33 protein-coding genes and 1 pseudogene are annotated in these 26281 nt (G+C 52.4%); 28 read left to right on the forward strand and 6 right to left on the reverse strand.

Annotated features, from left to right (window positions below; translation table 11 throughout):
• Positions 1 to 15 precede the first annotated feature (15 nt).
• Positions 16 to 837 carry a hypothetical protein gene (locus GFB57_RS24645; RefSeq protein ID WP_115490265.1) on the forward strand — a complete coding sequence of 274 codons (822 nt, stop codon included), beginning with the start codon at positions 16 to 18 and terminating at the stop codon, positions 835 to 837.
• Entirely contained in the window at positions 837 to 1613 is a 777-nt protein-coding gene (locus GFB57_RS24650; RefSeq protein ID WP_115490266.1) for a site-specific integrase, read from the forward strand. The genes GFB57_RS24645 and GFB57_RS24650 overlap by 1 nt, the downstream gene beginning before the upstream one ends.
• Positions 1614 to 1706: 93 nt before the next feature.
• Here the strand turns inward: GFB57_RS24650 and GFB57_RS24655 are convergent, their stop codons facing one another.
• Positions 1707 to 1991: a ribbon-helix-helix protein, CopG family gene (locus GFB57_RS24655; RefSeq protein WP_087879547.1), complete on the reverse strand. Its 285-nt coding sequence runs from the start codon at positions 1989 to 1991 to the stop codon at positions 1707 to 1709.
• Positions 1992 to 2038: 47 nt separating this feature from the next.
• A complete protein-coding gene (locus tag GFB57_RS24660) occupies positions 2039 to 2692 on the reverse strand; it encodes an AAA family ATPase (protein ID WP_115490267.1) in 654 nt (217 codons plus the stop codon).
• A 277-nt stretch (positions 2693 to 2969) separates the two neighbouring features.
• On the opposite strand from GFB57_RS24660, the gene parM reads away from it, so the two are divergent.
• Both parM and GFB57_RS24670 read left to right on the forward strand, forming a co-directional pair.
• Complete coding sequence (gene parM / locus GFB57_RS24665) at positions 2970 to 3941, forward strand: plasmid segregation protein ParM domain-containing protein (protein WP_115490268.1); 972 nt, start codon at positions 2970 to 2972, stop codon at positions 3939 to 3941.
• A gap of 4 nt (positions 3942 to 3945) precedes the next feature.
• Positions 3946 to 4335 (forward strand): plasmid partitioning/stability family protein, encoded by a 390-nt coding sequence (locus GFB57_RS24670; RefSeq protein ID WP_115490269.1) that lies wholly within the window; start codon positions 3946 to 3948, stop codon positions 4333 to 4335.
• 3 nt (positions 4336 to 4338) lie between these two features.
• Here the strand turns inward: GFB57_RS24670 and GFB57_RS24675 are convergent, their stop codons facing one another.
• Complete coding sequence (locus GFB57_RS24675) at positions 4339 to 5610, reverse strand: Y-family DNA polymerase (protein WP_153754052.1); 1272 nt, start codon at positions 5608 to 5610, stop codon at positions 4339 to 4341.
• Positions 5610 to 6038 (reverse strand): translesion error-prone DNA polymerase V autoproteolytic subunit, encoded by a 429-nt coding sequence (gene umuD / locus GFB57_RS24680; RefSeq protein ID WP_087879554.1) that lies wholly within the window; start codon positions 6036 to 6038, stop codon positions 5610 to 5612. Before umuD ends, GFB57_RS24675 begins: the two co-directional genes overlap by 1 nt.
• A gap of 455 nt (positions 6039 to 6493) precedes the next feature.
• Here umuD and GFB57_RS24685 point away from each other — a divergent pair, with 455 nt between their 5' ends.
• The 17 genes and pseudogenes from GFB57_RS24685 (at position 6494) to GFB57_RS24765 (ending at position 18723) form a co-directional block, all read left to right on the forward strand.
• Complete coding sequence (locus tag GFB57_RS24685) at positions 6494 to 7237, forward strand: hypothetical protein (RefSeq protein WP_153754022.1); 744 nt, start codon at positions 6494 to 6496, stop codon at positions 7235 to 7237.
• Between the two features lie 354 nt (positions 7238 to 7591).
• A complete protein-coding gene (locus GFB57_RS24690; RefSeq protein WP_110498936.1) occupies positions 7592 to 8053 on the forward strand; it encodes a hypothetical protein in 462 nt (153 codons plus the stop codon).
• Complete coding sequence (locus GFB57_RS24695) at positions 8053 to 8391, forward strand: hypothetical protein (RefSeq protein ID WP_110498935.1); 339 nt, start codon at positions 8053 to 8055, stop codon at positions 8389 to 8391. Before GFB57_RS24690 ends, GFB57_RS24695 begins: the two co-directional genes overlap by 1 nt.
• Before the next feature lie 364 nt (positions 8392 to 8755).
• Positions 8756 to 9535, forward strand: coding sequence for a hypothetical protein (locus GFB57_RS24700; protein ID WP_153754023.1), 780 nt, complete (start codon positions 8756 to 8758; stop codon positions 9533 to 9535).
• Between the two features lie 407 nt (positions 9536 to 9942).
• Entirely contained in the window at positions 9943 to 10449 is a 507-nt protein-coding gene (locus tag GFB57_RS24705) for an antirestriction protein ArdA (RefSeq protein WP_115490274.1), read from the forward strand.
• A 42-nt stretch (positions 10450 to 10491) separates the two neighbouring features.
• Positions 10492 to 10680, forward strand: coding sequence for a hypothetical protein (locus GFB57_RS24710; RefSeq protein ID WP_048227667.1), 189 nt, complete (start codon positions 10492 to 10494; stop codon positions 10678 to 10680).
• 792 nt (positions 10681 to 11472) lie between these two features.
• The gene (locus GFB57_RS24715; RefSeq protein ID WP_077223967.1) at positions 11473 to 11805 is read left to right on the forward strand and encodes a DUF905 family protein; all 333 of its coding nucleotides are present in this window, start codon (positions 11473 to 11475) and stop codon (positions 11803 to 11805) included.
• Between the two features lie 67 nt (positions 11806 to 11872).
• Positions 11873 to 13861: a ParB/RepB/Spo0J family partition protein gene (locus tag GFB57_RS24720; RefSeq protein ID WP_153754025.1), complete on the forward strand. Its 1989-nt coding sequence runs from the start codon at positions 11873 to 11875 to the stop codon at positions 13859 to 13861.
• 43 nt (positions 13862 to 13904) lie between these two features.
• A complete protein-coding gene (gene psiB, locus GFB57_RS24725; RefSeq protein ID WP_153754026.1) occupies positions 13905 to 14330 on the forward strand; it encodes a conjugation system SOS inhibitor PsiB in 426 nt (141 codons plus the stop codon).
• Positions 14327 to 15061 (forward strand): plasmid SOS inhibition protein A, encoded by a 735-nt coding sequence (locus GFB57_RS24730; RefSeq protein WP_115490308.1) that lies wholly within the window; start codon positions 14327 to 14329, stop codon positions 15059 to 15061. Before psiB ends, GFB57_RS24730 begins: the two co-directional genes overlap by 4 nt.
• On the forward strand, positions 15058 to 15294 hold the full coding sequence (locus tag GFB57_RS24735; protein ID WP_040231234.1) for a hypothetical protein: 237 nt from the start codon (positions 15058 to 15060) through the stop codon (positions 15292 to 15294). The genes GFB57_RS24730 and GFB57_RS24735 overlap by 4 nt, the downstream gene beginning before the upstream one ends.
• A 174-nt stretch (positions 15295 to 15468) precedes the next feature.
• Positions 15469 to 15618, forward strand: a pseudogene (locus GFB57_RS24740) (DUF5431 family protein); the annotation flags it as partial.
• Positions 15560 to 15685 carry a type I toxin-antitoxin system Hok family toxin gene (locus GFB57_RS24745; protein ID WP_228553300.1) on the forward strand — a complete coding sequence of 42 codons (126 nt, stop codon included), beginning with the start codon at positions 15560 to 15562 and terminating at the stop codon, positions 15683 to 15685. The pseudogene GFB57_RS24740 and the gene GFB57_RS24745, both read left to right, overlap by 59 nt.
• A 902-nt stretch (positions 15686 to 16587) precedes the next feature.
• Positions 16588 to 16944: a hypothetical protein gene (locus GFB57_RS24750; RefSeq protein ID WP_040231230.1), complete on the forward strand. Its 357-nt coding sequence runs from the start codon at positions 16588 to 16590 to the stop codon at positions 16942 to 16944.
• A 42-nt stretch (positions 16945 to 16986) separates the two neighbouring features.
• A complete protein-coding gene (locus GFB57_RS24755) occupies positions 16987 to 17805 on the forward strand; it encodes an N-6 DNA methylase (protein WP_087879592.1) in 819 nt (272 codons plus the stop codon).
• Between the two features lie 79 nt (positions 17806 to 17884).
• Complete coding sequence (locus GFB57_RS24760; protein ID WP_115490306.1) at positions 17885 to 18376, forward strand: antirestriction protein; 492 nt, start codon at positions 17885 to 17887, stop codon at positions 18374 to 18376.
• A gap of 44 nt (positions 18377 to 18420) precedes the next feature.
• On the forward strand, positions 18421 to 18723 hold the full coding sequence (locus GFB57_RS24765; RefSeq protein WP_040231226.1) for a DUF957 domain-containing protein: 303 nt from the start codon (positions 18421 to 18423) through the stop codon (positions 18721 to 18723).
• On the opposite strand, the gene GFB57_RS24770 is transcribed toward GFB57_RS24765, so the two are convergent.
• Entirely contained in the window at positions 18720 to 18977 is a 258-nt protein-coding gene (locus tag GFB57_RS24770) for a helix-turn-helix transcriptional regulator (protein WP_040231225.1), read from the reverse strand. The genes GFB57_RS24765 and GFB57_RS24770 overlap by 4 nt on opposite strands.
• A gap of 754 nt (positions 18978 to 19731) precedes the next feature.
• Between GFB57_RS24770 and GFB57_RS24775 the strand changes: the two genes are divergently transcribed.
• The 3 genes from GFB57_RS24775 to GFB57_RS24785 all read left to right on the forward strand — a co-directional run bounded on the left by GFB57_RS24775 (position 19732) and on the right by GFB57_RS24785 (position 21742).
• Positions 19732 to 19878, forward strand: coding sequence for a hypothetical protein (locus GFB57_RS24775; protein WP_048227658.1), 147 nt, complete (start codon positions 19732 to 19734; stop codon positions 19876 to 19878).
• Between the two features lie 54 nt (positions 19879 to 19932).
• Positions 19933 to 20502 (forward strand): DUF5983 family protein, encoded by a 570-nt coding sequence (locus GFB57_RS24780; protein WP_115490304.1) that lies wholly within the window; start codon positions 19933 to 19935, stop codon positions 20500 to 20502.
• Between the two features lie 406 nt (positions 20503 to 20908).
• A complete protein-coding gene (locus GFB57_RS24785) occupies positions 20909 to 21742 on the forward strand; it encodes a DUF932 domain-containing protein (protein ID WP_115490303.1) in 834 nt (277 codons plus the stop codon).
• A 79-nt stretch (positions 21743 to 21821) separates the two neighbouring features.
• Here the strand turns inward: GFB57_RS24785 and GFB57_RS24790 are convergent, their stop codons facing one another.
• Complete coding sequence (locus tag GFB57_RS24790; RefSeq protein ID WP_115490312.1) at positions 21822 to 22130, reverse strand: molybdopterin-guanine dinucleotide biosynthesis protein MobC; 309 nt, start codon at positions 22128 to 22130, stop codon at positions 21822 to 21824.
• A 230-nt stretch (positions 22131 to 22360) separates the two neighbouring features.
• Here GFB57_RS24790 and mobA point away from each other — a divergent pair, with 230 nt between their 5' ends.
• The 4 genes from mobA (at position 22361) to GFB57_RS24810 (ending at position 26279) form a co-directional block, all read left to right on the forward strand.
• The gene (gene mobA / locus GFB57_RS24795) at positions 22361 to 22696 is read left to right on the forward strand and encodes a plasmid mobilization protein MobA (RefSeq protein WP_115490302.1); all 336 of its coding nucleotides are present in this window, start codon (positions 22361 to 22363) and stop codon (positions 22694 to 22696) included.
• A gap of 21 nt (positions 22697 to 22717) precedes the next feature.
• Positions 22718 to 25417 carry a relaxase/mobilization nuclease domain-containing protein gene (locus tag GFB57_RS24800; protein WP_153754027.1) on the forward strand — a complete coding sequence of 900 codons (2700 nt, stop codon included), beginning with the start codon at positions 22718 to 22720 and terminating at the stop codon, positions 25415 to 25417.
• Positions 25418 to 25509: 92 nt separating this feature from the next.
• Positions 25510 to 25743, forward strand: a complete 234-nt coding sequence (locus GFB57_RS24805) for a hypothetical protein (RefSeq protein WP_040231217.1) — start codon at positions 25510 to 25512, stop codon at positions 25741 to 25743.
• Between the two features lie 20 nt (positions 25744 to 25763).
• On the forward strand, positions 25764 to 26279 hold the full coding sequence (locus GFB57_RS24810) for a type II toxin-antitoxin system YafO family toxin (RefSeq protein ID WP_167335593.1): 516 nt from the start codon (positions 25764 to 25766) through the stop codon (positions 26277 to 26279).
• The last annotated feature ends 2 nt before the right edge of the window (positions 26280 to 26281 follow it).

Consider the following 26281-nt stretch of genomic DNA (forward strand, 5'->3'; position numbering starts at 1 on the left):
AGAGGTCACAGCAATATGGGTAGCATGAAGGAATATATGCAGGATCTGGAAGCTGAACGGTTTAATGAATGGCTTGAGGAGAATTACCCGGATGTTAATCCCAACTCTGAAGAATGGGAGCAGGCCGCGAACCTGTACTGCTGGGAGCAGGAAGCGATGGCCGATCAGGCTCAGTGGGAACATGAACACGGGCTCTTTGTGGCTTCCCTGAACAATGTTCATCAGCGTTACATACACGCAAAGAAGGAGCTGAAGAAGCTGTATATCCTACTCGATAAGGAGCATCCTGAACTGGTGTACAGGATGTCTTTCGTCCATGCCGTGACTGTAATGGAGGCGTACCTGATGTACTGCGCCAGGGCTCTGCTTGAGCATGACTGGCCCCTTAAACGTTTCCTTAATGAGTACTATCTGAAATCCGCACCTAAGGTCACTAATAAAGATAAAACCGCCGCCCGCACAATGGATGTTGAACTGTTCAGGCCTGCAGCCCGAAATTATGTTTCCCGAATGACATTTCATAACGTTAAAACCATTGAGCGCTATTTCGGGGCCGTGCTGCACATCCCTCCCGTCTGGCCAACTGAGCCACTGGGCATCATCTCAGACTGGCGAAATGATCTTGTACACCGCAACGGCGTGGATGAACATGATGTGCCACGGGTGATATCAGCACAGCAGCTGCAGAATACCCTGCAGAAAATATCGAACCTGATAGAGGCTGCTGACATATCCCTGCGTCAGGAAGTTGACTATTTCGGTAACTGGCGTAATGAGGAAAACCGGGAAATCATCGCATCAGCACTGAATATATCGTCAGCCGGAGAGTCACACTGATGACCGGACTCGTTACCCTGGGGCAGCAGCCAGGAACGGTAGCTCAGTTGCCTGTGTCCATCGACTATCCGGCGGCGCTGGCCCTGCGTCAGATGGCTCTCGTTCAGGACGAACTGCCCAGATACCTGTTGGCTCCGGAAGTGAGTGCCCTGCTCCACTATGTTCCCGATCTGCACCGCAAGATGCTGCTGGCAACACTGTGGAATACGGGCGCGCGTATTAATGAGGCACTGGCGCTGACGCGAGGGGATTTTTCTCTGGCATCACCCTACCCGTTCGTGCAGCTGGCCACACTCAAGCAGCGGGCGGAGAAAGCGGCCCGAACGGCCGGCCGATCGCCTGCCGGCAGTCAGGTGCATCGCCTGGTTCCGCTTTCCGATGCGAACTATGTCAGCCAGCTGGAGATGATGGTGGCCACGCTGAAAATACCTCTTGAACGACGCAATAAGCGAAGCGGCAGAACCGAGAAGGCGCGTATCTGGGAGATTACCGATCGGACGGTCCGCACCTGGCTCAGCGAAGCAGTTGAAGCGGCAGCGGCCGACGGGGTGACGTTCTCCGTGCCGGTGACACCGCACACGTTCCGTCATTCCTACGCCATGCACATGCTTTATGCCGGTATACCACTGAAGGTACTGCAGAGTTTAATGGGGCATAAGAGCATCAGCTCAACTGAGGTGTATACGAAGGTGTTTGCTCTCGATGTCGCAGCAAGGCACAGGGTGCAGTTTCAGATGTCTGGGGCTGAGGCTGTTGCGATGATAAAAAAAATCTAAGATAACAGTAAGAATCAGAAAAGATTGATTTGATGTTGTTTTAATATTAAAACAACATCAAATAGATATTGCTTTCATTGTGTTTTGATGTTTTTAGTCGCTGATTTTCTTCTTGCCAGCAATTTGCAAACCATAGTCCAGTATGTTTATGCATGACATATTAATGAAAGCAGCGCGGGATTGCCCGTTCTCTGCAGCTGCTTCATCTATACGCTTAATCAGTTCAGGGTCCATCGTGATTGTGATCTGCTGTTTTTTACCTTTAACTACTCCCTTCGACGCGGGGATTTTTGCATCGGGGGCTGAGTTTATGAAGTTTTCTACTGCCTCATTATTTGAAACAGATTGCTGGTTTTTGGGTTTTTTTTGGAGCGCCATTTCATATCACCTATACATTACTTTAATATTATTTTGATTGCATTTAACTATTCAAATAGTGTTGATATGAGAGTATCTAGCTCTTGTACTGCAATCTTTTCATGCGAACGTAATTTCAGTTCACTTACGGTTCTTCCACTGCCTGCAGCATTGGCGTAGACTTTTCTTTGATAGATGACTTTGTCGAGGATTGGGATGTCCTCTTTGTACTCTTCCATCATTTCCAGCATATCTCTGTTGTAGGAGGATCTGGCTTGAGTATCTGCTTTGTTCAAAAGCGAATAGCAGACCAACCCATCTCTTATGCTCCGCGCTTCTTTGATTAGCTCGGCGTTGGCATCCATAGCCCAAGCTTCGAAACTTCCCGGTGCTGAAGGGACTAAAAGGACGTCTGTGATTGTCAGAGCTGCCCTCATAGCAGTGGAATCTCGGCCCCCGCATTCGATGATGATATCGTCATAGTTATCTTTCTGTTGTAAAACCTGGCTCCTTAATACCGGACCTTCAGGGTAATGCGAGCAAGCAATACCTGGCTCAACACCGTCCTCTGAACGAACCAAAATAGCTGTTTGCGACGAACCCTGTTTATCACCATCGACTAACCAAACTTTTTTCCCCTGAAGGGCTCTTTTTACGGCAATGTTGACCGCGAGCGTAGACTTACCTACGCCACCTTTTGTGTTAGCTATCGTAAGTATCATTGCAATCCCTTTTTAATATTAAAACAATATCATGATAATAGTTTTTTTGGCTGTCATGTCAACCGATAGCGATGCTTTTTGGTGAAAGTCATCTCAACTCACTTTGATGTCAAAGTAATATTAAAATAATGTGTTTTCGATGTTCAAATGATTTGATTATGAGTTTGTTTTGATATTATCATGCTCGAAGGAACTCAAAGTGAGTAGTTGCACTGCCGTGAGAATATTTGTTAATACTCACTTTGAGTGTTATCGATGTCTGGGCTAAGGAATGATAATGAATATTTTCTGTGATGACGGATCAACAAACGTAAAACTTGCCTGGTATGCCGGGAAGAAGCTGCAGACGTCAGTATCTGCGAACTCATTCCGTACCGGCTGGAAGGTAGAGGGGCTGGGAAATCGACAGACTTTTAACTACGAGCTCGATGGCAAGAAGTACACCTATGATGAAGTCAGCAATCAGTCTATCCTGACGACTCATATTGAGTATCAGTACACTGATGTGAATGTTCTGGCTGTACATCATGCATTACTTAACAGCGGGCTGAAGCCACAGGCTGTTTCACTGACGGTGACACTGCCTATCAGTGAGTTCTATACAAAAGAATGCCAGAAGAATGAGCTCAACATTCAACGCAAGATCGACAACCTTATGCGGCCGGTAAAACTGAACAAAGGTGAGACGTTCAGTATTGAACACGTTGAAGTTATGCCGGAATCCCTGCCTGCCGTGTTTACCCGTCTGGTAAAAGACAGTGTCGGGCCTTACGAGAAATCGCTGGTAATCGACCTTGGCGGAACGACTCTCGATGTTGGCGTCATTGTCGGGCAGTTTGATGCGGTCAGTGCCATTCATGGTAATTCGGGTATTGGTGTGTCAATGGTCACTCAGAGTGCCCTCAGTGCGCTTCGTATGGCTTCAAGTGATACCAGTGCCATGGTGGCTGATGAATTGATAAAACACCGCCATGATATGGATTTTGTCCGCCAGGTGATTAATGACGAGAGCAAAATCCCACTGGTGATGGATACCATTGAAAGCGCAATCGTCAGTCTGGGGGCTAGAGTGGTGGATGATCTTGCCGATTTCCGTCATGTAAACCGGGTTTATATTGTCGGTGGTGGTGCGCCGCTTATCGAAACGGCAGTCCAGGCGGCATGGCAACATCTGGGTCCGAAAGTGGTTATGATGTCCTCTCCACAGACCGCACTGGTAGAAGCGATCGCCGTATTTAAAGGGGAGTAATGAAGTGAGTGAGGAACGGAAAAAATTCACGTTATATCTGCATCCTGAGAGGGATGCAGACAGACAGGCTCTGGAAGTCATTGAAGCCGTTCCCCGTTCTGCCCGGGGCGAGTTGTTCCGGAATGCGTTTATTTCCGGAATGGCTCTGCAGCAACTGGACCCTAGATTGCCCGCGCTTCTGGCCGCAATGCTGAACAAGGAGTTTACAGCTGACCAGCTGACCGGGCTGCTCAGTCAGACTACCGGATGGAAACCTACGCAGGCTGATATTCGCTCAGTGCTTCAGGAACTGGGAGCAGGGCAGTTTGCTCCTGCAATCAAGCCCGAAGTCGTAGAGGATGATGAGCAGCAGCGACTGGAAGAAGCCCGAGAAAAAATGAAGAGCTTCCTCTGATACTCAAATTGAGGCGCACGGTATATCAGTCCATTTAGTTGTGTATGCCGGCGACAGCATTTCTCTTTTCATCTGCCAGTCCGGCGCTATTCCGCGCCCAGCAAACCATACCTTCCCGAGCCCTGAGTGGTTTATGCCATCCAGGGCTTTCATTAGCTCCTCGCTTCGTTCCTGCGGCTTAACGTCATCGAAAAGATTTAACTGTGCTACCCCCGTAGGAGTGAAGTCATTCAGCATTACTCCAGCCTTTGCATATCGATGCCCGTCGAGCCAGATACAGTCCAGGGCTTTTACTGAGGCTTTAATGATGTCCCGGGTGTCGCGTGTGGGTACTAGAAGCTTTTCACTGGCCACGTTGCCGTAATACGGTTCGTTGACTGCGAAAGGGGAGGTTTTGATAAAGACCGATATGTGCCGGCAGAACTGATGTTCTCCCCGCAATTTTTCAGCCGCGCGTTCGGCGTACTGGCAGATAGCCTGTCGCAACGCTTCGTAAGTCGTGATGCGCTCTCCGAATGATCGGCTGCAGACAATCTGCTGCTTCGCGGGCGGGGCCTCTTCAAGAGATATACAGGCCTCACCGTTCAGCTCGCGTACGGTCCGCTCCAGCACCACGGTAAAGTTCTTGCGTACAAAGGCAGGGTTCATGCGCGCCAGCTGCAGCGCAGTCGTCACGCCGTATGTATTCAGCTTTTTGCCTATGCGGCGACCAACCCCCCAGATTTCCTCCACTGGCTGCAGTGAGAGCAGTTTCTCCGTCCTACGGAGATTGCCAGTAGTCAGGGCCAGCACGCCACCAAATTGCGGCCACTCCTTAGATGCCCATTGCGCTGATTTTGCTAAAGTTTTTGTCGGTCCCATCCCGACGCCAATTGTCAGTCCGGTTCCTCTTAGGACATGCTCGCGCAGCTGCCGTCCGAAATCTTCAAAGTCAGTACAGCCATCGATGCCGCGAATATCCAGGAACATTTCGTCGATACTATACTGCTCAACGCGGGGCGCCAGTTCTTCCAGATGTGCCATGACCCGGTTGCTCAGACTTGCGTACAGCTCATAATTACTGGAAAACGTAAGGACTTTCTCCGGGAACTGCATTGCTTTTAGCTGAAACCAGGGGATCCCCATTTTGATTCCAAGCCGCTTCGCTTCCTTCGATCTGGCTATAACACAACCATCATTATTGCTAAGAACAACCACTGGTTTATCACGTAAGTCAGGACGAAAGACCTTCTCACAACTCGCATAGAAGCTGTTCACATCTGCCAGGGCGAACATCATTCATGTCCCCGGGTTTTGTGTACAAAGGCAGTTACGACACCGAAAATTTGCAGGTTCTCCGGGTCTGGCCATAGAGTTGGGTAGGCTGGGTTCATCGCCTGGAGTCCAGGCCGTGGCCTCAGCAGCAATCTCTTAACCGTGAACTCTCCCTCTATCTCAGCTATGACGATGTCTCCGTGTTGAGCCTGTTCGGCTTTATCGACGATCATCAAGTCGCCCGAATGCAGGCCGATGTCGGTCATCGAGTTGCCGATAGCTCGTACAAAATAGGTTGAGCTGGGCCGCGATATACAGTACTGGTTCAGGTCTAGTTCGGCCTCCACGTAATCCTGGGCCGGTGAGGGGAACCCGGCCTGGCAGCGATCGCTATAGAGAGGGATGGGCGTCAACTCAGGATTGCTGTCAGCACGTATAAACTCAAACATAACCACCTCAAATAATACTGTTTGCATATACAGTATTATTGCCTTATTGAAGACACTTTCAAGTATTGATTTTTTGCTGCCTTTAACCCTCTGTAGTTCCTGGAAAAACTCCACCGGTGATGTGGTATCTTGCTCTCGTTGAGAGCTGGGTTACTTATCCACAGAATCGGGGGATAACGATGTGGGTATATCCAATGAAGTCACTTTGCTGCTCTATTGCAGTCAGATTATCTCCAGCCATCGCTTAAACAGTTGCACCGTGCCGGCAAAAATAAAGTCGCCTGCAACTGCACCCGTTCGCACTCCCTCTGGTCGCTTGCGCTGCGGCTTTGCCTCCGGAACTTGATTTTTGCCTGATGGCACGTTGCCGCCTGTCACTTATGGCGGGAGACATCCTCCCGTACGTAAAAAGCTACGGCAGAAGAAGCCTGGTAAATCAAACGAAGGAGCACCCTATGAATCTTTATATGACTCTTGCACCAACCCGCAGCCGTCAGATCCTGTCAGAAAACAACTGGCCGTCGTCAGTCGTTGTCCAGCCTGATGCGAACTGTTATTGCTTCACTATTTCGGGCCATATCACTACCGAATCTATTATGGCGATGCTGCCGGCAATTGCTTCACGTGGCCATCTTGATGTCCGTGCGGTCCATGGCCTGCAGCAGATGTGCAGTGATCTCAATCTGTGTGCAAGCGTCAGCGGCGAAATCCTGAAAGGTGATCCCTGTTTTCGGATTGATTTTGAGGAGGCGAACCCGGTCGGTATTGGCCTGGCTGAAGCGATTGAAGCCGATTTGATGGTCCTGTGCCGTCAGATCTTCATTGATGCCGGCATTATTAACGACATGACCGGAGCCCAGTATGAAGGGATCAATATTTTTGAACGCCAGACACGCCACTTCTGGGTTTTTGGTGAAGCGTGGAATGATATGCCGCCGCTGATGCGCCCGGATGCTGAACAACAGCAACTATGGCTGACAGAAATTTTTCACCATGGGGCCGCAGTCGTTGCCGTTGGCCTCGCGATTTACCGTGATTTTGACATGGTCCGTGAAGGTGACCGCAGCGCCGGCATTTGCATTATTCGTCCGGGAGCGCCAGTACGCCATTGGCTACCTCTGAACGTACTCCATGATCTGGCTGATGAGGTGCGCCAACGCATCATCCACGACCGGGAACTTAGCGCTAGTTTTTCCTGAATATGTCCCCGGGAAACCGGGGCTCATCATCTCTCCCCAGCCATCCACTGCCGGCATTGAACCGGCAGCGTCTGGTTATCCCATCTTCAGGCATGGGTGCGCCGTGCCTTCACTATAGCCCGACTGTGGTGAATGCAAGGGAAGCTGCGCCGCCAGCTGCGCCCGGCCGCCTAGGATTTAACGTCTTATCGCCGTTCCTTCCGTCGGTTTTCCGCTCAATTTTCACGGAAAACCCGTCCGGAACGCCTCTGCTATTACCGGCTACCGGCCTTGCTGGCGCCCTTGCATTAACCACTGATCGTCGGGCTGTCGTGTCGGCACGGCGCAGATGGGTGCCGGGTTAAGGAGGGAAATATGTTTAAGCTGACGTGTATTACGCTGGATGATGGCCAGCATGCGGTGTTTCTCAATGGCCACTGTCTGGCCAGTGACGATGTAAGTGGCCATAAGTTTTCCCTGGGGGAGATCCTTGAGCGTCTGTCCCGGCTACCAGGCGTTCAGACCGAAATGGTGAAATGGCCGGTACCGCCAGGAGACTGGGAGTGGTTTGATGTGGCCAACGCAGTTTTCCCGGCACCTGGTCTGTGGCGTCGTGAAATGACTGTATCGGGGATGATTGCCAGATTGCAGCAACATCCTCTGGATGCACTTTGTACAGGGACGTTCTGGCTGGCCGACGATTTCCTTTCGCTCGATAACACGCTGGACAACGAGACGATTGAGGCTGCGATGGCACTCGCTGATGAATGCCATGATGCCAATATCGGTTTCAACTGGGATCACCTGCAGTGGGCGATTGAAGAGGCAAAGAAATAATGAATACCTGGTTGATTGGCGTCGATATCGAAGTTTCTGATCTTGAGTTTCCGTCATATTTCCTGATCCAGGCGGAGAGTCTGGCGCTGGCGGAAGCCGGGGTTGTTTATATGGGGAGAACCTGGTGGCAGGAATGCCTGGAAGAGAGTGATGGCTGCCGATGGGCTTATCGTTCCGGAAAGTCGGTCTGGTTTAACAGCATCACACTGCTTGATGATGTTGAAAGTTCTATCCTGCAGGGGCTTAAATTCCTGGATGCCTGGGTTGTTACCGGTGATCTGACAAGCCCGCGGGTTCAGAATCAGTTCAACGAACACTGGGACGAATTCACCCGCTAACCGTGGCCGGGCTGCATTGTCAGCCCGCCAAATCAGCCATAAGGATGTCGTGGACTCCGCTTTTTATGCCGCGCCGGTGTCGCGGCGGGTGTCAACGCCGTGCCTCCACTATAGCCCGACTGCGGTTAATGCAAGGGACATGGCCGGGCCATCTCCACCATCGCCCGGTCGCAGTAAATTTTTTATGTTTTTCAACGTTCTTCCCGTCGTTCTCTCGCTCAGGTTTCGCTCGATAACCGTCCAGACCGTTTCTGCTTTTTATCTGCGCTGCGGCCTCCGGTTCCGCCCTTGCATTTCCCGCGGATCGTCGGGCTGTCGTATCGGCACGGCGAAGCAGTCGCCGCGTCGAGACAAGGAGAAAACTATGACCACCGCTTATCGCTTTATGCACCGTCACACCCGTAACACGCTGGTTGCCCGTGGCTGGCCAGCCACGATGGATATCGATACCAGCCTGAATTATTCGCGTGGGGAAGGCGTCGCTTTCTATGGCCAACTGGGGGCGTCCGATCTGCTGCGCCTGTTGCCTGAAATTGCGCTGCGTGGCCTGATGCCGGATAGCGCACTGAATGAACTGCTGCCATTAGTTAGCGGGAGCGATCTGATTGTTCGTCTTTACCGCAACTCGCTGGGCCACCGCAAAGCCCACGCTGGCACGATTTCGCTGGAATACGATAACTGTCCTGCCGGGATGTCGGTAAAACAAATCCTGTGCCTCCTGAAAGCCCTGCGAGACGAAATCAACCATGTCTGTAGCTGTGTCGCCGCTGCCGGATACCGCCTGACAGAAGCCCTGCGTCCTGCTGCTGATCCTCTGGTGTTTACCCGCCGGACGCGCAACTTCACGCTCTCCGTGATTGAAGTGGAAGCCGGAAGCGATGATACCGAGTGGGATAACGACACTCTCGACGCGCGCCTGAAAGCCGTCCTCGACGGGCAGGAAACGTTTCGTCGCCTCCAGATCCGTCTCGAATGTCACGGTCGCGTTGTTGGTGTCACGGACGTACCGTTCGCGCTGCGTCACCCGGACAGCCCATCACGCGTATGGTTTGAGCGCCGCTGGTTACGTGATGCGGTCAGCGAGGCCCGCGTCGAAATTGACGCGATGATGCGGTCATTCTCCGGAATCCGGATTGCTGCGTGACCGACGGGCGGGGCAGATTGCCCCGCAGTTCTGTACAGGAATCGGATGTCGCGCTGCTCCGCTATACCAGCGCGACCTCCACGCTGTTACGGGCGCGCGGGGGATGAGATTTCGTGCGGTCTGCGGCTAACGCCGTGCCTTCACTTTAGCCCGACCGCTGCGTATGCAAGGCACGTGGCTGGCGCCACCTCCACCGTCACCCGGTCGCAGTTATTTTTGATGATTATCGGCGTTCTTCCCGTTGTTTTTCTGCTCAAAAATTCGCAGAAAAACCGTCCAGACCGCCTCTGCTTTATCTGCGCTGCGGCCTCCGCTTCCGACCTTGCATCCTCCGCTTTTCGTCGGGCTGTCGTGTCGGCACGGCGTAAGCCGGTACTCAGATAACCTGGACTATGGAGGGAACACCCATGAACACTATCACCACCACCCCGGCGGTATACGTTGGCACTTATCACAAATACAACTGTGGCAGCCTGGCCGGAAAATGGTTTGATTTGACCGATTTCGACGAGAAAGAAGACTTTCTGGAAGCCTGTCACGCGCTCCACGCGAATGAGCATGACCCGGAACTGATGTTTCAGGACTGGGAAGGCATTCCTTCTCAGTTTGCCTCTGAAAGCTCTGTGGACTGGGATTTCATCGATGCCTACAAACAGGCGAAGGATGTAGGTAAGGACGCGGCATTTATCGCGTGGGCCGAATACAGCGGCGAATGCGACTTTGACGCGTTCGAAGACGCCTACTATGGCGAGGCCGTGAGCGAAGAAGATTTTGCTGTGGACTACGTGAACGAACACAGCCTGCTGGCGGCTATCCCTGAGAGCCTGCGCGGCTACTTTGACTATGACGCGTTTGCCCGTGATTTGTTTATCGACACTTTCAACTTCATTGATGGCTATGTTTTTCGTCGCTAATTCTGATAAGGCAGGGGAAACCCTGCCGGAAAAAGGTTCCCTATGAAAATGACACCTGAAACACGCAAAATTCTGAAACACTACAAAACTCTGGTAAACGAACGCCGCAGGGAATTAGGCCTCAGACCCATAACGACGCCAATGCTCCTTGACGATATTTGTGATTTGTTGACTCGTCGCGAGCAACTATTTATCGGCGGCCAGTTTATCCAGCAAAAAGTTAAATATTAGTCCCGGAGGCGGCCAATGAGCCGCCTGTTCGCGCGCGGGAAAACCCTGTCATCCCTGCGGGATGACGGCAGGGGAAAGCGCCTGCGGCGCATTCCCTCCGCCGGTGAAGCCGGTGATGAATCAGTTCTGAAATCTGCTTTTCCTGCTGTCGTTTCTGAAACATGCTGACCTGCGTGGGCGTGGGCGTGGGCGTGGGCGTGGGCGTGGGCCGCGTGGCCAGAACCATAACCAGAACGATAAAAACCGGGGCTTTCAGATACTTTTTTTCCACGGGCTGGTTGACCCGGGCGACTTCCCTTCGGGAACCGGGGCTGTCATGCTTCGCACCGAGCCAGCTGCGCTGTCTCTGCCCGGCCCTCCGGTAAACCTTCGGGCAGCGGGTTTCCATCCCAGGCTGTCGCAACGTCAAAGGCTGGCTTGCAGCGACCGTTCCGGTCGCGCCGCCCTGTCGCGCCGTTCCTGCGCTCGATGCACCCCGTTCCGGGGTGTAAGGGGCAACGTTGTTGACGTTGCCGTCTCTCTCCCGCCACTTCCTCTGCGTTCATTCCCTGCTGAGTGCCTTTCCGGTCGCTGATACCGCCACAACCCGTCTTGCTGGCCAGGACCGCCGGGGCTTTATCAGCAAATTTTTTCCGGACGAGCCGGAATAAATTTCCCGCTAATCCTGGACAGCTTCACCGGGCCGTGCCCGTTACGCTCTCGCGGAAAGGTCCTCCGCAGAGTGTGAAAACACCAGAAAGAGGACGGCAGGAGAGGCTTTGCCTCTGAAAACCAGACCAGAGGGGTTTTGTGATGTGCAAATCGTTGAAGGATTTTCTGAATCAGCCTGAGTCATTACGGCAGCCTACGGCTGAGGATCATGCGCTGGCGGCGCTGCTGAATGGCGAAGTCGTCAATGCTCCTGCGCCACTGCTTCCGTTGGGCGCTTTTACACGCGAAGACGCGAAAAACGTGTCTGCGTATTACTCCAATGTGACGTTAGAAAACGACCAGTCATCGCATTTTCAGTTAGTTATGCGTGACGAACATGAGCAGTTGATTGAACGGGTCTGGAATTTCCAGCCGGATGCCGGACAGGTACTGAACGGCTACCTGAAAAGTCACGGCAGGGCAGTACAGCAGTAAACGAAAGGTGTTCTGCGGAGATGCACCTCCGCAGAACGCGACAATCATTAAAATGGAGGAAATAACGATGTCAGTAGCAAATGTTAAAGCAAAATCAGCCAAAAAGGCCAATCCGAAGAATAAAGTTATCAGCGCAGAACTGAAAAGTGCGCTTGATTCCGCTGTTATCACATACGTTCCGCTGTCCGATCTTATTAAATCTCCGCTGAACGTGCGTACCATCCCTTACACCGCTGACAGTGTTAAACGTCTGGCTAACTCGATTGAAAACCTCGGGCTTCTGCATAACCTCGTGGTTCACATGCTGCCGGAGGGCAAATCCGGAGTTGCTGCAGGTGGTAGACGTCTCACCGCACTGAATCTGTTGTGCGAGACGGGACGTATTGGTGCCGATTATCAGGTTCCGGTTAAGTGTGTCAGTGACGAGTTGGCTGTTGAAGCGTCTTACGCTGAAAACAATGAACTGGAGGCGATGCACCCTGCCGAGCAAATTATGGCCTTTGGTAAGCTGGCGGCGCAGGGCAAAACCGCTGCGCAGATTGGTGATGGTCTGGGCTATGGTTCCCGCCATGTTCAGCGCATGTTGAAACTGGCAAACCTTGCCCCAGCACTGCTGGATAAGCTCGCACAGGATGAAATCACTGTTGAGCAGTGTCAGGCTCTGTGCCTCGAATCCAGTCAGGAACGTCAGGTTCAGGTGTTTGACAGCGTCTACGCGCAGTGGGGATCTGTTCAGGCTCATTTACTTAAACGTGCGATCACAGAAACCGAAATTTCTGTTACCAGTTCAGCCTTTCTCTTTGTGGGTCGTGAAGCATATGAAACCGCTGGCGGTGTGGTTCGTGAAGATTTGTTTTCCAAGGAAGAGGGGGCTGGAACGGCTGACAGCGTACTGGTTCAGCGCCTTGTACAGGAAAAACTGGACACGATTGCACTGCAACACGAACTGAGCGAGGGCTGGTCGTGGAGTATGGGGCGTCCGGAAACGGTAGGTCGTTATGGTCAGGACGGGCAAGACTACCTGCTGCTGGAAAAACCAGAAACCGTCTATACCGATGAAGAACAGGCGCGTCTGGATGAACTGAAAGAGAAATTTAATACGTTTGACAGTGCCTGTGATGAAGCTGACGAGCTTGATGCCGAAATCTGTCGTATGCAGGAAGAAGCAGGACAACGTGCCTGGACGGATGGGATTAAAGCCTCTGCGGGTGTTGTGGTCAGCTACCAGTATGGCGAACTGGTCATTCAGCGCGGTGTCTGCCGTATTGAAGACCTTCCGACAAAAGAGAACGGAGAAACGGAAAGTGGGGAGGATCCTGTACCTGCGGTGACTTCGATCAAAAAAGATATCACCGAAGGGGTTACCGCGCCGCAACTGCTGAAAATGTCGTCTGAAAGGACGCTTGCTGTTCAGGCAGCGTTGATGAACCAACCAACCAAAGCCGTGGCGCTGCTGGCATGGCGTATGTGTGCTGAGGTCTTTACGGGGCGTGGAGAGCAGGATAATCCATTTGGTGTTCGCGTGACTGTCGGTCATTACTCACAGACCATGAATGCGCCGTCGGGCAAGGAGGGTAAAGCATATACCGCAATCCGGACCGAAGGTGAGCGTCTTGAGGCGCTTTTACCAGAGGGCTGGCGACAGGATTTAACCTCGTTCTTCTCGCTGGATGGTGGTGTGCTCATGTCTCTTATGGCGTTTTGTACGGCCTGTTCCGTTGACGGTGTTCAGACTCGCGATAACGGTCATACCTCCCGAAGCAAACTTGACGCGCTGGAGACTGCGATCGATTTCAACTTTCGCGACTGGTGGCATCCAACCAAAGACGGATATTTCAAAGGCGTTAAGCATGACCAGATTGTCGAATCCCTGAAAGAGGCTGGAATGGAAGGGGCAGCGTCCGATGCGGCGAAGATGAAGAAGGGCGATGCTGCCGAGCTTGCCGAGGATCGTCTGAAAGACAGTTGCTGGGTTCCTTCGTGGTTATGCGCTCCGCAGCCGAAAGCGATTGAAGAAAAACAGACTGAAACTGACCACTCGGCATTAGCCGCCTGATATGGAGAGCCGCCCCGATGGGGCGGCAATAAGGAGATACCCTATGAGTATTCATCATTCCCGTCTTGCCGCGATGACCGCCGAAGAGTTTGAAGCCCATCGAGCAGCGGGTTTTCAGTATCGCAGTGAACTAACTAATGCCGTCATGAATGCCTTCGCACTCCCTGACAAATGGGACATGAACGGAGAATTCCGCAGTGAGTTCGGCGGCTTGTTTCCGGTTCAGGTTCGCTTTACCCCTGAACATGGCCGCTTTGACGTGGTGGTATGCAGCCCTGGTGAAATCAGTGATTACTGGCTTGTACTGATTTCCATGTCTCAGGGAGAGCGTCTGGCCTGTGTTCACCAGTCCTCGTTCTTCGATGCCAGTGAAATCAGCCGCATTTTGTTTCAGATCAGTGGACTTCACTGGGATGGATACGGACTATGCGACATCATGTCGATTCTGAAAGAGGAGATACCAGTATGAGCATTCCACGCCATCTCTCTCTTGTGACGCAACTGCCAGAACGTGAAGCTGCACTCCGTGCGATTATGCACGTTGAGGAAACAACCCAGAAGGACAGGCGGTTCGGTAATCCGCCGCACCCTTATGCCCGGGCCTTTTTCCGGTTCCTGTGTGGGAGCAGCAAAATTAGCGGTCGCGCCATTAACCAGGTACGCGGCGTATACTGGTACAAGGACGACAAAGTCCCGCTCGCTCAGTATGAGGAAGCATTTGATACTCTTATTCGCTCGCGGGGTCGGCATTGTTATTCGCCGCTTGATACCTCGATGGTGACATCGCTGTTTCCGGAGCAGGCATTCAGTGTAGGGGAGCGTCAGGCAAGTCGTTACCAGCGTGAAGATGAGCTATACAGTCGTCAGGAGGCACGCCGCGACAGAGACCGGGAAGATAAGTATAACAACCTGACCGGGCAGGCCGAAATCGACCTGGCATTTCACACACCGGAGACTATCCGCACCTGGTATGCCCACTGGTCACAACAGGATATCCGGGACTACGATCTTGAAAAAATGCTGTGGGCGTGGACAGAACGTTGCCCGTCACTGGCAGATCTGGTTCGCGGGTATAACCTGTCGGCGCTGGAGGTTGTGCTGGATGTTCACGACGTGGCGGCGGTCAGTTCGCCAGAAGAACGCGAGCTTGAGCGCTGGATGGTACCGAACAAGATCACCCTCCGGGAGGTCTGGCCGTGAGAAAACGAAACCCATTCCGTGAGGAACTGAAACTCGCACGCAGTCAGCGTAAGAAGCTGCAGACCATCGTCGACAAACTGAATGATATGTCTGCCGAATGGGCCGACTGGCATGGCGGACTGGAGACAGATCTTTATCTGTTGGCTGAGGCGGTATACCCGCAACTTGCCGTGCTGGATGAGCAGATTACTGAGTGGGCCAGAGGGGAGGGCGATCCCCGGGAAGACGGATAAGCAGGATAAATTAAGACAGTTAGCTGCCATACTCCTGGGCAGAAAGAGGGATGAACGGTATAATGGCGGTGGCGCTTGAGGCTTTTTGCCTCAGGATGTTCCGGTGGTTTGTTCCTGTGTCGTGAGGCAGAAAGACAAAAGCCCCAGTTAATTTTCATTAACCGAGGCCCCTGCATGAATCGACACCATCAGGATAGCCTCTTAGATGCCGTAAGGCAAGGAGAAGAAGGCCATGAAACTGCCGCGAAGTCCCGTTATCTGGTGTGTGCTGATAGTGTGTTTAACACTGCTGGCATTCACATACCTGACCCGAAAATCGCTTTGCGAAATCAGGCTGAAGGACGGAGAACGGGAGGTCGCTGCATTACTGGCTTACGAATCCGCTAAGTAGCTAACCCCGGCGGGGGGAAACCCCCGCCACTCAGGGGATTGATGTTGTTGAAACATAACCGCAAGCGCTTTCAGAAGGGCTTCCCTGTTTGCGGGGAGGCCCTTTTCCCCATCTTGCTGGCATGAACACCCTGAGTGGGGAGCCCGAAAGGGCGGGGGAGAGGCGCTGTGCGCCTCCAGTCCTCCTCTCCGTCTGTGTTCTCTTTCTGGTCCTGCTGTAGTATTCCGCTTTCTTCCTGCCTTTTGTTTCTCTCTGCTCATTTCTGTTCCACTTTCCCTGATGGCTGTGCCATTTTCTCCCGGATTCCTCCTGTTTCAAACCAGAAAGGCGAAGGACCCGGCCACCTTCGGCTCCCCGTCGCGCCAGCGCGCCAGGTCGTCAGGCCACACTCCGCCAGGGCAGCTGCTGACGCACCCGCCAGGCTCCGCCGAACCCGCAGGCGGTTTCGGGCTACTCGCTAGTGTCCGATGGAGAAGGTCAAACACCACGCTTGCTGCGGCCGTTCCGGCCACGCCGCTCTCACCATCCCGTCGCCGGCGACGGGATTCTACAGGGCAACATCGCTACGCAGCCGCGTATCGACGTTGCGGCGGGTCCCGGCTCGTCTTCTCCGTTGTGCGTTTCTCCCTTTGAGTGCCTCCTCCTGGGTGCTGAATCACGCCACAGTCCTCCTTGTCATCCAGGGCCGCTGCCGCTCTCCAGCGAAAACTTTTTCCAGGTAAAAACTTTGCGCTTCCGCCCCGGATTCCGGCGTCGGCCGGTGGCGTGCTGCACCTGCGGCGAAGGTTCTCAAACGGGTGAAGTGAAACAACCCGGGAAACTTCAGCAGGTTCCCGCAAAACGTCAAAACCGCGGCTCCCGTAACTCAACGGGTGATGTGATTAAAAAGAAAGGAGATCCCTATGCACGTATATCAGACTGAACCGACCCACACGCTGGACATGAACGCGACCGCCGAGGCCGAGCGCGCCTACTGGCTGACCCGCGAAAAAGCGGCTGTCACTGCCCCCGTCGAAATCGACGTGTACAAGTTCCATGACGCGGCAGGGATGATGCCGCCAATGAACTGGCGTAGCGACACCGCGCAGGACACTGAAACGTTCATGATGCAGGAAATGTATTGCGGGAACGTGACTGATATTTTCGTGCGCTGCGGCAAGCGTTATTTCCGTCTGCGTGATTACAGCCACCTGAATCACGCCGTCATTGTGGCGAAGGTCAAAGCGACCTTCATTCCTGAAAGCCAGAAAACACACTGATACACGGAGCCGCCCCTGAGGGGGCGGCAAGCAGGGGGAACTATGTCACAACTGAGTTTTGCAGAATTTTTCAACCAGGCGCGTGAGTCTGACAACGTTATTCCAATTGTTCCGGTTTCCAAAAAGAAGCCGATTATCGGGTTGATGCACGTCGATGCAGCACGTAAGCAGTTTATCCGCCTGTTTAACGATACCGCGCGTTATATGCGCCGCTGGGATGTGTTCTGCGATTTCATCACGCTTTCTGCCAGTGAGCTGGATCTGGCGCGGATTCTTACACCGGAGAATATCGAGCGTAGCCGCAAAATCTGCGAGCGCTACGAGGCCGCAGATATTCAGAAAATGCATGAGCTGTTCATCCTGATGGTATGCGCGCTCGATGCCAAATTTCATGATTTTCTCGGCGCGATTTTCATGGAGCTGGAGCTGGGATCTAATGGCATGGGGCAATACTTCACGCCGTATTCTGTTCAGTCGATGATGGCGCGAATGATGATGCCCGGCGTGAAAGAGTCGATCCGCCGCGAGGGTTTTGTCACCGTCAGTGACCCCGCGAGCGGCGCGGCGGGGATGATTATCGCCTATGCCGAATGCCTGTTAGATGCCGGATATGACCATTCGAATCACATGTTCGGAAGTTGTATCGATATTGACCCGATCGCCGCCGATATGGCGTTTGTTCAGCTTTCGTTACTGGGTATCCCGGCGGAAGTTATCACAGGCAACACGCTGACAATGAACCTGCATCGTGTGCGCTATACCCCGGTTTATTACTGGAACGACTTTAAAAACAAGCTGGAGTTCCAGAGGCGCATGAAAGCAATGAAGGACTTTATGTACGGCCTCGATAATGCCGCCTGACACATAGCGTTTGCAGCTGCCGTTCCGGCAGCGCCACTTAAACTGGCCGCCACTGGCGGCCGCTAAGGAAAGCCGAATAATGATGACTTCCACAATGATTGCCCCGACTGCCAGCATTGAAATCACTGACCCGCGCCAGCGTCTGGCCTTTATTCCAGAATTATTCTTCACGCCGCAGGGCGACCAGCTGGTCGCCTCCTGGTTACAGGTACATAGCCAGTATGAAGGAGGTTTCTGGCGTTACTTTGCCGTTCCGCGTGGTATCAGCGGTCGAATTGACGGATGGACTGAGGACTGTATTACCCGCCCGACCGGATATCTGGTACCGCCGGAAGGGGTGTATCACGTGACCATGCCGGGAAATTACTTCGATGCTGAGGTTTCAGCGGAGGCCACCGGGATCATTGCAACCCTGATGTGCCTGAACCGCCTCAACTGGCAGGTTTTCGAGATGGGGCCGGAGATGGCCAGAGTCTGTCAGGGCCTTGTCGACCGTCAGGACGCGCTGAAGGACTATATCAGCATCATCAAACACCCGGAACGCGATCTGATTTACCGGGCCATTGACTGAAAAATCAGGCCCGGCGATTGCCGGGCCACACCGAAAGAGGACGTATGAGCAAACCCCACAAACTGGAAATCCTGCTGGCGTGGCTGGAGGATAACGTGGCGATGGGCACAGAGATAATTTTTGATGAAGGGATCGATTCGGGTGATGTGCTTCCGTCAGTTCGCGCGGCGGTTGAACTGCTGAATATGCCCAAAGCTGTCAGTCATCCGCCGCCATGGGATGCTTACTATACTTGTGAAGCCATTGATTCAGAGGAACTGAGCAAAGATGAAGCGCGAGTCTGGAATATGGCGCAAAAATATGTGCAGGACACGTTGCAGGGGAGGCCCGCAGGGAAGGGCCGTTAATCCGGATGGATCGCATCATCGATCATCACATTGAGCATTTCACGCATTTTGTCGCCGCTGGTCCGGTTCTGTCTGAATCGGGGCAGCTGGTCCTGTAGTGATAGCGTCACTGTTGCCAGCGCAATGCTGCGTTTCAGGCGGGGCGCGTTTTCGTAGTCTTTATAGGTTCGCAGGCTGATATCCAGTTGTTCAGCCGCCTTGTCACGGCTCCAGCCGAGGCCTTTTCTCCAGAGTCGAAGCTCGTAACCTGTCATTATTTATCCTTAAAAAAGTGCAGAAATTGCACTTATTTTATAATGAAATTATGGTTTTTTTGAAGGTTAAAAGGTGCAGATATTGCACTTTTTTTGATGTTGAAATTGACAGCGAAAAGAGAAAGGAAAATGCGAAAGGCGCGCCCCCTTCGGCTCCCCGTCGCGCCAGCGCGCCGGGTCGTCAGGCCACACTCCGCCGGGCAGCTGCTGACGCACCGGCCAGGCCCCGCCGAACCCGCAAGCGGTTTCGGGCTATTCGCTAGTGTCCGATGTCGAACGGCAACCCCGCGCTTGCTGCGACCGTTCCGGCCGCGCCGCTTTCACTGGCCGCCGCTGGCGTCCGCTAAGGAAAGCCGGCTTCACCGGCTTCTTCTGCCGTCCTTTTTCCCCTCCGCACGCACGAAAGCCTCTCATTGCTGATGCAGACTGGCATCTCCCGTAAGCGTCTGAAAGGGTCGCAGCAGAGCTGCTTAAGGCCTGATTTTTTCCGGTGTGACACAGAAAAAATAAGTCCTTAACCCTTGCAGCCTCTTTCGGGCGCTGCCGGATCGTCTGCGCAATGAGGGCGTTTCGTTCTGGCCCGGAAGCCGAAGAAAAAAGAGACGGCAGAAGGAGCCGGGGGTGAACAACTGAAGGCTTGCGTCATCGACGCAGAAAGGATTGCCGGATCACAGGCAATAAAAAAGCAGAGCGCGAACTCTGCTTCTTCCAGACCAGATGCAACTGGTCCTCATCAAAACCAAAGGAGTTAACTATGATTTTCGACCCGCAAATAGTCGCACAGGCGAAGGCGTTTGTAAACGCCCTGAAGAGTGGCCGCCGCGCGCATGTACCTGCGCTGCGATTTGAATACTGGCAGCAGTTCATGACTACCGTGAACGCCGAGTTGGGCTACATCTGACAGCCGCCGCCCCGCAACGGGGCGGCTTTTGAGCGCCATAGCGGAGAATAACCAATGACAAAATATTATCTACAAAATGCGCCACTCGGTGTAACAGCTATTCAGCTTGATAACGGCGAGGAAGCCATTTACCTGAACGGTGAATTTATTGCGTGCTGTGACCTTAATGAACGTGATGATCCTGTTATCGGAATGGGAGAAATTCTTGCAGAAAAAATTGGTGTACCTTTCAGGTTGCTGACGCTTCCCGTTCCTGATGATGAAGAGTGGTCATGGAACGATGTTACCGACTCTCTGAAATGGGGACCTCGTGTTGTGCTTTCACGCATGATGATGCGCCCTGTCCTGGAGTGTTGCATCAATCACATCACACTGGAAGATCATAATATTCTCGACAACATCGTGTTCTGGGATGAAGACAGCGGGTGGTTAATGAATACCGGAGTGGGCTACCTGATTCGGCTCGATGCTGTTACTAACCCGTTACACAGACTGAAAAAAATGGGTATTTCGAGAACCACACGTGCATTCATCTTTTGCGCAATTCGTCAGGCCGATGTCAGCATGATCCACTTCTCTGCCGTGGGCGATCATGTGGAAGGCGCACCTGTTTTTGAATGGTAAGTATTCGCCCGGAAGAGCCGGTCATAATTCCCCATCTCCGGCGCACGGGCTTGCAGCTGCCGTTCCGTCAGCGCCGCCCTGACTGGGGCCGCTACCGGCCCCAGAAAGGAAACGGGCTTCGCCCGCTGGCTTAATTCCAGCTTCACCTTTTGAGTACTTTGCTCACCGCGTGCTGCCTTACCCGTGAAAGACTCTGGCCCGACCCGGAGTCTATGAAAGGGGACATCACTCACCCGTTCGCACTCCCTCTGGTCGCTTGCGCTGCGGCTTCCTGCTGCACCCTTGCATCTCCTCCTTGCAGGTCAGGCCGTTCGCTTTATCACGGGAACGGCCACCCGCGATGGTGAATCATCATCAAAAAGGCGACGGCAGAAGCAATTTTTTTATCATCATGAGGAGAATCACTATGGCCCGTTTAGCATCTCGTTTTGCATCAATGAATGTCATCCGTCGCGAGCGTCCACTGACGAACGATGAACTGATGCATGTTGTTCCGAGTATTTTCTCCGAGGACAAACATGATTCACGTAGCGAACGCTACACGTACATTCCAACGATTACCGTTCTGGAAAAATTGCGCGAAGAAGGTTTCCTGCCGTTCTTTGCCTGCCAGACACGTACCCGCGATGAGGGTAAACGGGGTCACACCAAACATATGATGCGTCTGCGTCGGGCCGGGCAGATTACTGGTAAAGAAGTGCCGGAAATTATTCTTCTGAACAGTCATGATGGCAGCAGCAGCTACCAGATGATTCCGGGAATGTTCCGGTTCGTCTGCACCAACGGGATGATTTGCGGGCAGACGTTCGGGGAGGTCCGGGTTCCGCACAAAGGTGATGTCGTGGGACAGGTCATAGAAGGGGCATACGAGGTTCTGGGGATTTTCGACGAAATCACCGAGTCGAGAGAAATTATGAAAGGTACAGCGCTGACACGCGAGGAGCAGGAAATTTTTGCACAGACAGCGCTGGGCTGGCGTTATGATGAAAATTCCGAAGGAAAGCACATCCCACTGGCACCATCCGATTTACTCAACATTCGCCGCAATGAAGACAAGTCCAATGACCTTTGGACGACGTATCAGCGTGTTCAGGAGAACATGACGAAGGGTGGCCTTCTGGGGAGAACGGCGCAGGGGAAAAGGCAACGCACGCGTGCTGTGACCGGCATTGACGGGGATGTCAAACTTAACCGTGCTTTGTGGGGAATGGCAGAAATGATGAAAGAACTCAAATCCTGACCGGGATAAAATGGTGCAGACAGGTATCGAATCTGTCTGCACAGGATCGTCCGGCAGGTAACAAAATATTCTGCGCCTGTTACTCCTGAAGAGGTTCCGTCTTTACGGCCGGTTTTCTGGTTGCTTTCCTTCCGTCTTTCGCTTTTCCTGCATCGCGGATTAATTCACGCAGCGCCTTTTCACTGATTTCATAACCACTGGATTTTAATGTCTCTTTAATGTCAGACACTGTGTATCCTTTTGTTCTTATCAGTGCCAGAAGCATATCCTTAATGCCGTCCAGAAATTCTTTCTGTGTTTTTCTCTGAGGCGTTAAATCAGGAAGTCCGGAAAGCGCCTCTCTTGCCAGTGCAATATCTTCGTCTGAATAAAAATTCTTCCTGCTCATAGAAAACCTCATAAATATTTAAAATCCTGAAAATCATATCAGTTCTTCCATAAAAGTGGCAGTGCTCCGCACTGCCGATGCCGTCAAATTGCCACTAGGCGAAAACAGCAGCGAAGCGTATACTGGGTCTAAAGACGGGACAGGATGTGTGTTTGTAATACCGCGCGCGCACGATATTACAAACACCACCTGGTCAGGGCTCCGCCCCGACACCCGAGTAAGGAGCACGCATGAGCGACAAAGTATCCCGAAGGGGAAGTGATAAACGGCAGAAAACCGTGATCAGAACCCTGAGATTCACGCCCGATGAAATCGAAGAGATTGAACGGAAAGCGGAAGCGACTGGGCAAAGCATCTCGGCTTATATCCGAAATGCTGCGATGAACAGAAAAGTTACTCCGGTTATCGACGACAGCTTTATGACGGAGCTACTGAGGCTGGGAAGACTGCAAAAGCATCTGTTTGTTGAAGGAAAAAGGGTCGGGGATAAAGAATACTCCACGGTTCTTGTCGCAATAACAGAACTGTCCACCACGCTCAGAAAAAAGCTGATGAGCAACGACTAGAGCGGAGAGAAGAAGAGCATCATGATCCCGGTTATTCCACCGAAACGGCAAGACGGAAAGTCCTCCTTTGGGGACCTGGTGTCTTACGTTTCCGTGCGTGATGAACCGCGCGATGATGATTTAATGGACGCTGTGAAAGCCTCCGGTACCAGACCGGAAATGCCGCACAGTAGCCGATTTTCCCGTCTGGTTGACTACGCCACCAAGCTGCGCGATGAGTCGTTTATCTCGCTGGTTGATGTGATGCCGGACGGCGGGGAATGGGTGAATTTTTACGGTGTAACCTGCTTTCATAACTGTACGTCTATCGAAACAGCTGCGGAAGAAATGGAATTTACGGCACGACAGGCAAAGCATTCTCGCAGCAACTCTGACCCGGTTTTCCATTATCTTCTTTCATGGCAATCACACGAAAGTCCGCGTCCTGAACAGGTTTATGACTCAGTCAGACATTCCCTGAAAAGACTGGGTATGGGCGACCATCAGTTCGTTGCTGCGATACACACAGACACCGATAATCTTCATGTCCACGTTGCAGTGAACCGTGTTCATCCTGGAACGGGCTATCTTAACTGGCTTTCCTACAGTCAGGAAAAACTCCATAAGGCCTGTCGTGAACTGGAACTGAAGCATGGCTTCGCACCGGATAATGGTTGCTATGTGATCGCGCCTGATAACCGTATCGTTCGCCGTACTTCTGTTGAACGCGATCGTCAAAGTGCCTGGACCCGGGGGCGTAATCAGAGCCTGAAAGAGTATGTTGCCGATACGGCAATTGCCAGTCTGCGGGAATCCCCTGTGACCGGCTGGTCCTCTCTCCATCAGCGTTTTGCGAAAGAAGGTTTGTTCCTGTCAGCGGATAACGGTGAGCTTAAAGTGAAGGATGGCTGGAACAGAGAACGCCCTGGCGTTACGCTTTCTGCATTTGGTCACGCCTTCGATACCGATAAACTTATTCGTAAAATGGGTGAGTTTATTCCACCTGCACAGGATATTTTTGCGCAAGTTCCGGCTGTGGGTCGCTACGAACCAGACAAGATTATTGTGTCGTCGCGTCCTGAACGTATGACAGAGAAAGAATCCTTATCTGACTATGCGATTGCCCGTTTACGTGCACCGCTGATTGCGCTTGATCAGGACCCGTCTCAGCGAACTATACAGTCTGTACATACGCTTCTGGCACAGTCTGGTTTGTATCTGAAAGAACAACATGACCGACTGGTTATCTGTGATGGATATGATCCAACGCGCACCCCCGTCAGGGCAGAACGTGTGTGGCCAGCGCTGACGAAAGCAGTCCTGAACTCGTATAAAGGTGGCTGGCAGCCGGTACCGAAAGACATTTTCCAGCAGGTTCCACCTGCAGAGCAGTTCACCGGCGGCGGTCTGGAACCCACTCCGGTTTCCGATCGGGAATGGCGTAAACTGCGTACAGGTTCGGGCCCGCAGGGAGCACTGAAACGTGAGATTTTCTCCGACAAGGAAAGCCTCTGGGGCTATGCGATTTCGCACTGTCGTCAGGAGATTGAAACGCTGATCAGCAGTAAACATTTTTCCTGGGAACGCTGTCATGAGCAGTTCGCGAAACAAGGGTTGCTGTTAGTGCGTGAGCAGCAGGGGCTGGTAGTCATGGATGCTTACAATCGCGAACAGACGCCTGTTAAGGCAAGTCATGTTCATCCTGATCTGACGCTCGCGCGTGCGGAACCTCATGCAGGTTCGTTTGTTCCGGTTCCGGCAGACATCTTTAAACGTATTAAGCCAGTAAGCCGTTACAACCCTGAGCTGGCCGTGAGTGATCGTGATATTCCGGGCATGAAGCGTGATCCTGAATTGCGTCGCCAGCGCCGTGAAGCGCGCGCAGCTGCGAGAGAAGATCTGAAAGCCCGCTATGCTGCCTGGCGGGCTAACTGGCAGCGTCCTGATTTGCATGGTCGTGAACGCTACCAGGTGATTCATGATGAATGCCGGATACGTAAAGCGCGCATCCGCATCGAACATCGTGACCCTCTGGTGAGGAAGCTGCATTACCATATTGCAGAACTGCAACGCATGCAGGCACTGATTACGCTGAAAGAAGCTATGAAGGCTGAACGTGCTGAACTCATTGGACAGGGGAAATGGTATCCGCCGTCTTACCGGCAGTGGGTGGAAGCAGAAGCGGTGAAAGGTGACAAGGCTGCGATATCGCAGCTGAGAGGATGGGATTACAGGGATCGTCGTGGTAATGCGGTGAAAGCCACGACAGACAGCAGATGTGTTGTTATTTGTGAACCTGGCGGAACACCGATATATTCCGGTGTTCCTGGCCTGCAGGCTTCACTGAAGAAAAATGGTCGCGTCCAGTTCCGTGATCCGGAGACAGGTCGTCACATTTGTACCGACTATGGCGACAGGGTTATTTTCCGAAACACCGGCGATTATGATGCGCTTAAGCGGGATATGATCAAGGTCGCACCGGTTCTCTTCAGCCGTTCTCCGACCGTCGCGATGGCACCAGAAGGGAATGATGAACAGTTCAATACGGCATTTGCCAAAATGGTGGCATGGCACAATGTGAATCACCGTGATGAAGGTGAATACCAGATCTCGCGGCCGGACGTCGACCAGGTACGTGTTGAAAGTGAAATTCGTTTTTCTGAAACGATGAGTCAGGTTAGTAATTCGGAACCCGCGCGTAATGAGCCTGGGTCAAGCTGGAAGCCGCCTTCACCGCTGTAAAGATTAAAATTCCTATCTATTTGTGCGTAAGAGCCCGCCCTTTAGCGCGTAACGTATGTTTCGTAAACAGCTTGATGCCTGGAGGGGGAGGTATGCTATTATTAGTGCATAAAAGAACTTCATCTCTTGAGGTTAAGTTCTGTCAGGCCAGCCTGATAGCCGTAAAAAACGGCAAGGAGATAGTGAAAATGGCTGTTAAACAAAGACCCGGTGTCGGTGACGCCAGTAATGAAAAAATGCTCCGCTTAGCTGCGGCTGTTCGTCAGTTGCGAGTTCCTTCTGCCCAGGGGACTATCAAACCAGAGCGAAAATTGCACAAGGCATAAACCTCATGGATGTAAGTTGTATGAGAATGGAATCAACTTCAGGTGATGGGCACAAGCTTGTCTTTGCCGTAGATGCTAAGCTGGATATTCCTGAAGAACGCCTTAATGACTTTCAGGACATTTACAAAGATTTCATTGAATACAAAACAATAAGTGCGGATCTCGGTAATATTCCTCGCCCTCAAGACCATGTGCAAATGGAGTTTCTTACTGCAGTTGACTTGTTTGGTAAAGATTTGCCTAATTTTTTCCCCAAGCCGATAGCGAAGCGTGAAAAACTCCATCATTTGCATGTCTTTGACGGCACGAATGACTGGGATATCAATCGCTGGAAGCAGAGTGAACAGTCTAAAAGAAGTAGTGATAGCCTTATGTTTTACTCCTACTTTGAGCATCAAAATGTTCACTATTTTTATGTCCTTAAATTTATTGAAGAACCTGATGGTCATTCTTTTCAAAGTGAAGAAAACACTAAAGGAACGCTTTCCAAACGTGCTGAGGGCTATCGACTTCAAACTACTGGCGTAAGAAGCTGATT

The sequence above is a fragment of the Citrobacter sp. S39 genome (genome assembly GCF_009495675.1).
GTDB lineage: Bacteria > Pseudomonadota > Gammaproteobacteria > Enterobacterales > Enterobacteriaceae > Citrobacter > Citrobacter freundii.

What these genes read in the sequence shown, in the direction of transcription:
- GFB57_RS24645 (WP_115490265.1), top strand. Translation starts at nt 16, where the DNA reads ATGGGTAGCATGAAGGAATATATGCAGGATCTGGAAGCTGAACGGTTT.
- GFB57_RS24650 (WP_115490266.1), top strand. Translation starts at nt 837, where the DNA reads ATGACCGGACTCGTTACCCTGGGGCAGCAGCCAGGAACGGTAGCTCAG.
- GFB57_RS24655 (WP_087879547.1), bottom strand. Translation starts at nt 1,991, where the DNA reads ATGGCGCTCCAAAAAAAACCCAAAAACCAGCAATCTGTTTCAAATAAT.
- GFB57_RS24660 (WP_115490267.1), bottom strand. Translation starts at nt 2,692, where the DNA reads ATGATACTTACGATAGCTAACACAAAAGGTGGCGTAGGTAAGTCTACG.
- parM (WP_115490268.1), top strand. Translation starts at nt 2,970, where the DNA reads ATGAATATTTTCTGTGATGACGGATCAACAAACGTAAAACTTGCCTGG.
- GFB57_RS24675 (WP_153754052.1), bottom strand. Translation starts at nt 5,610, where the DNA reads ATGTTCGCCCTGGCAGATGTGAACAGCTTCTATGCGAGTTGTGAGAAG.
- umuD (WP_087879554.1), bottom strand. Translation starts at nt 6,038, where the DNA reads ATGTTTGAGTTTATACGTGCTGACAGCAATCCTGAGTTGACGCCCATC.
- GFB57_RS24685 (WP_153754022.1), top strand. Translation starts at nt 6,494, where the DNA reads ATGAATCTTTATATGACTCTTGCACCAACCCGCAGCCGTCAGATCCTG.
- GFB57_RS24690 (WP_110498936.1), top strand. Translation starts at nt 7,592, where the DNA reads ATGTTTAAGCTGACGTGTATTACGCTGGATGATGGCCAGCATGCGGTG.
- GFB57_RS24695 (WP_110498935.1), top strand. Translation starts at nt 8,053, where the DNA reads ATGAATACCTGGTTGATTGGCGTCGATATCGAAGTTTCTGATCTTGAG.
- GFB57_RS24700 (WP_153754023.1), top strand. Translation starts at nt 8,756, where the DNA reads ATGACCACCGCTTATCGCTTTATGCACCGTCACACCCGTAACACGCTG.
- GFB57_RS24705 (WP_115490274.1), top strand. Translation starts at nt 9,943, where the DNA reads ATGAACACTATCACCACCACCCCGGCGGTATACGTTGGCACTTATCAC.
- GFB57_RS24710 (WP_048227667.1), top strand. Translation starts at nt 10,492, where the DNA reads ATGAAAATGACACCTGAAACACGCAAAATTCTGAAACACTACAAAACT.
- GFB57_RS24715 (WP_077223967.1), top strand. Translation starts at nt 11,473, where the DNA reads ATGTGCAAATCGTTGAAGGATTTTCTGAATCAGCCTGAGTCATTACGG.
- GFB57_RS24720 (WP_153754025.1), top strand. Translation starts at nt 11,873, where the DNA reads ATGTCAGTAGCAAATGTTAAAGCAAAATCAGCCAAAAAGGCCAATCCG.
- psiB (WP_153754026.1), top strand. Translation starts at nt 13,905, where the DNA reads ATGAGTATTCATCATTCCCGTCTTGCCGCGATGACCGCCGAAGAGTTT.
- GFB57_RS24730 (WP_115490308.1), top strand. Translation starts at nt 14,327, where the DNA reads ATGAGCATTCCACGCCATCTCTCTCTTGTGACGCAACTGCCAGAACGT.
- GFB57_RS24750 (WP_040231230.1), top strand. Translation starts at nt 16,588, where the DNA reads ATGCACGTATATCAGACTGAACCGACCCACACGCTGGACATGAACGCG.
- GFB57_RS24755 (WP_087879592.1), top strand. Translation starts at nt 16,987, where the DNA reads ATGTCACAACTGAGTTTTGCAGAATTTTTCAACCAGGCGCGTGAGTCT.
- GFB57_RS24760 (WP_115490306.1), top strand. Translation starts at nt 17,885, where the DNA reads ATGATGACTTCCACAATGATTGCCCCGACTGCCAGCATTGAAATCACT.
- GFB57_RS24765 (WP_040231226.1), top strand. Translation starts at nt 18,421, where the DNA reads ATGAGCAAACCCCACAAACTGGAAATCCTGCTGGCGTGGCTGGAGGAT.
- GFB57_RS24770 (WP_040231225.1), bottom strand. Translation starts at nt 18,977, where the DNA reads ATGACAGGTTACGAGCTTCGACTCTGGAGAAAAGGCCTCGGCTGGAGC.
- GFB57_RS24775 (WP_048227658.1), top strand. Translation starts at nt 19,732, where the DNA reads ATGATTTTCGACCCGCAAATAGTCGCACAGGCGAAGGCGTTTGTAAAC.
- GFB57_RS24780 (WP_115490304.1), top strand. Translation starts at nt 19,933, where the DNA reads ATGACAAAATATTATCTACAAAATGCGCCACTCGGTGTAACAGCTATT.
- GFB57_RS24785 (WP_115490303.1), top strand. Translation starts at nt 20,909, where the DNA reads ATGGCCCGTTTAGCATCTCGTTTTGCATCAATGAATGTCATCCGTCGC.
- GFB57_RS24790 (WP_115490312.1), bottom strand. Translation starts at nt 22,130, where the DNA reads ATGAGCAGGAAGAATTTTTATTCAGACGAAGATATTGCACTGGCAAGA.
- mobA (WP_115490302.1), top strand. Translation starts at nt 22,361, where the DNA reads ATGAGCGACAAAGTATCCCGAAGGGGAAGTGATAAACGGCAGAAAACC.
- GFB57_RS24800 (WP_153754027.1), top strand. Translation starts at nt 22,718, where the DNA reads ATGATCCCGGTTATTCCACCGAAACGGCAAGACGGAAAGTCCTCCTTT.
- GFB57_RS24805 (WP_040231217.1), top strand. Translation starts at nt 25,510, where the DNA reads ATGCTATTATTAGTGCATAAAAGAACTTCATCTCTTGAGGTTAAGTTC.
- GFB57_RS24810 (WP_167335593.1), top strand. Translation starts at nt 25,764, where the DNA reads ATGAGAATGGAATCAACTTCAGGTGATGGGCACAAGCTTGTCTTTGCC.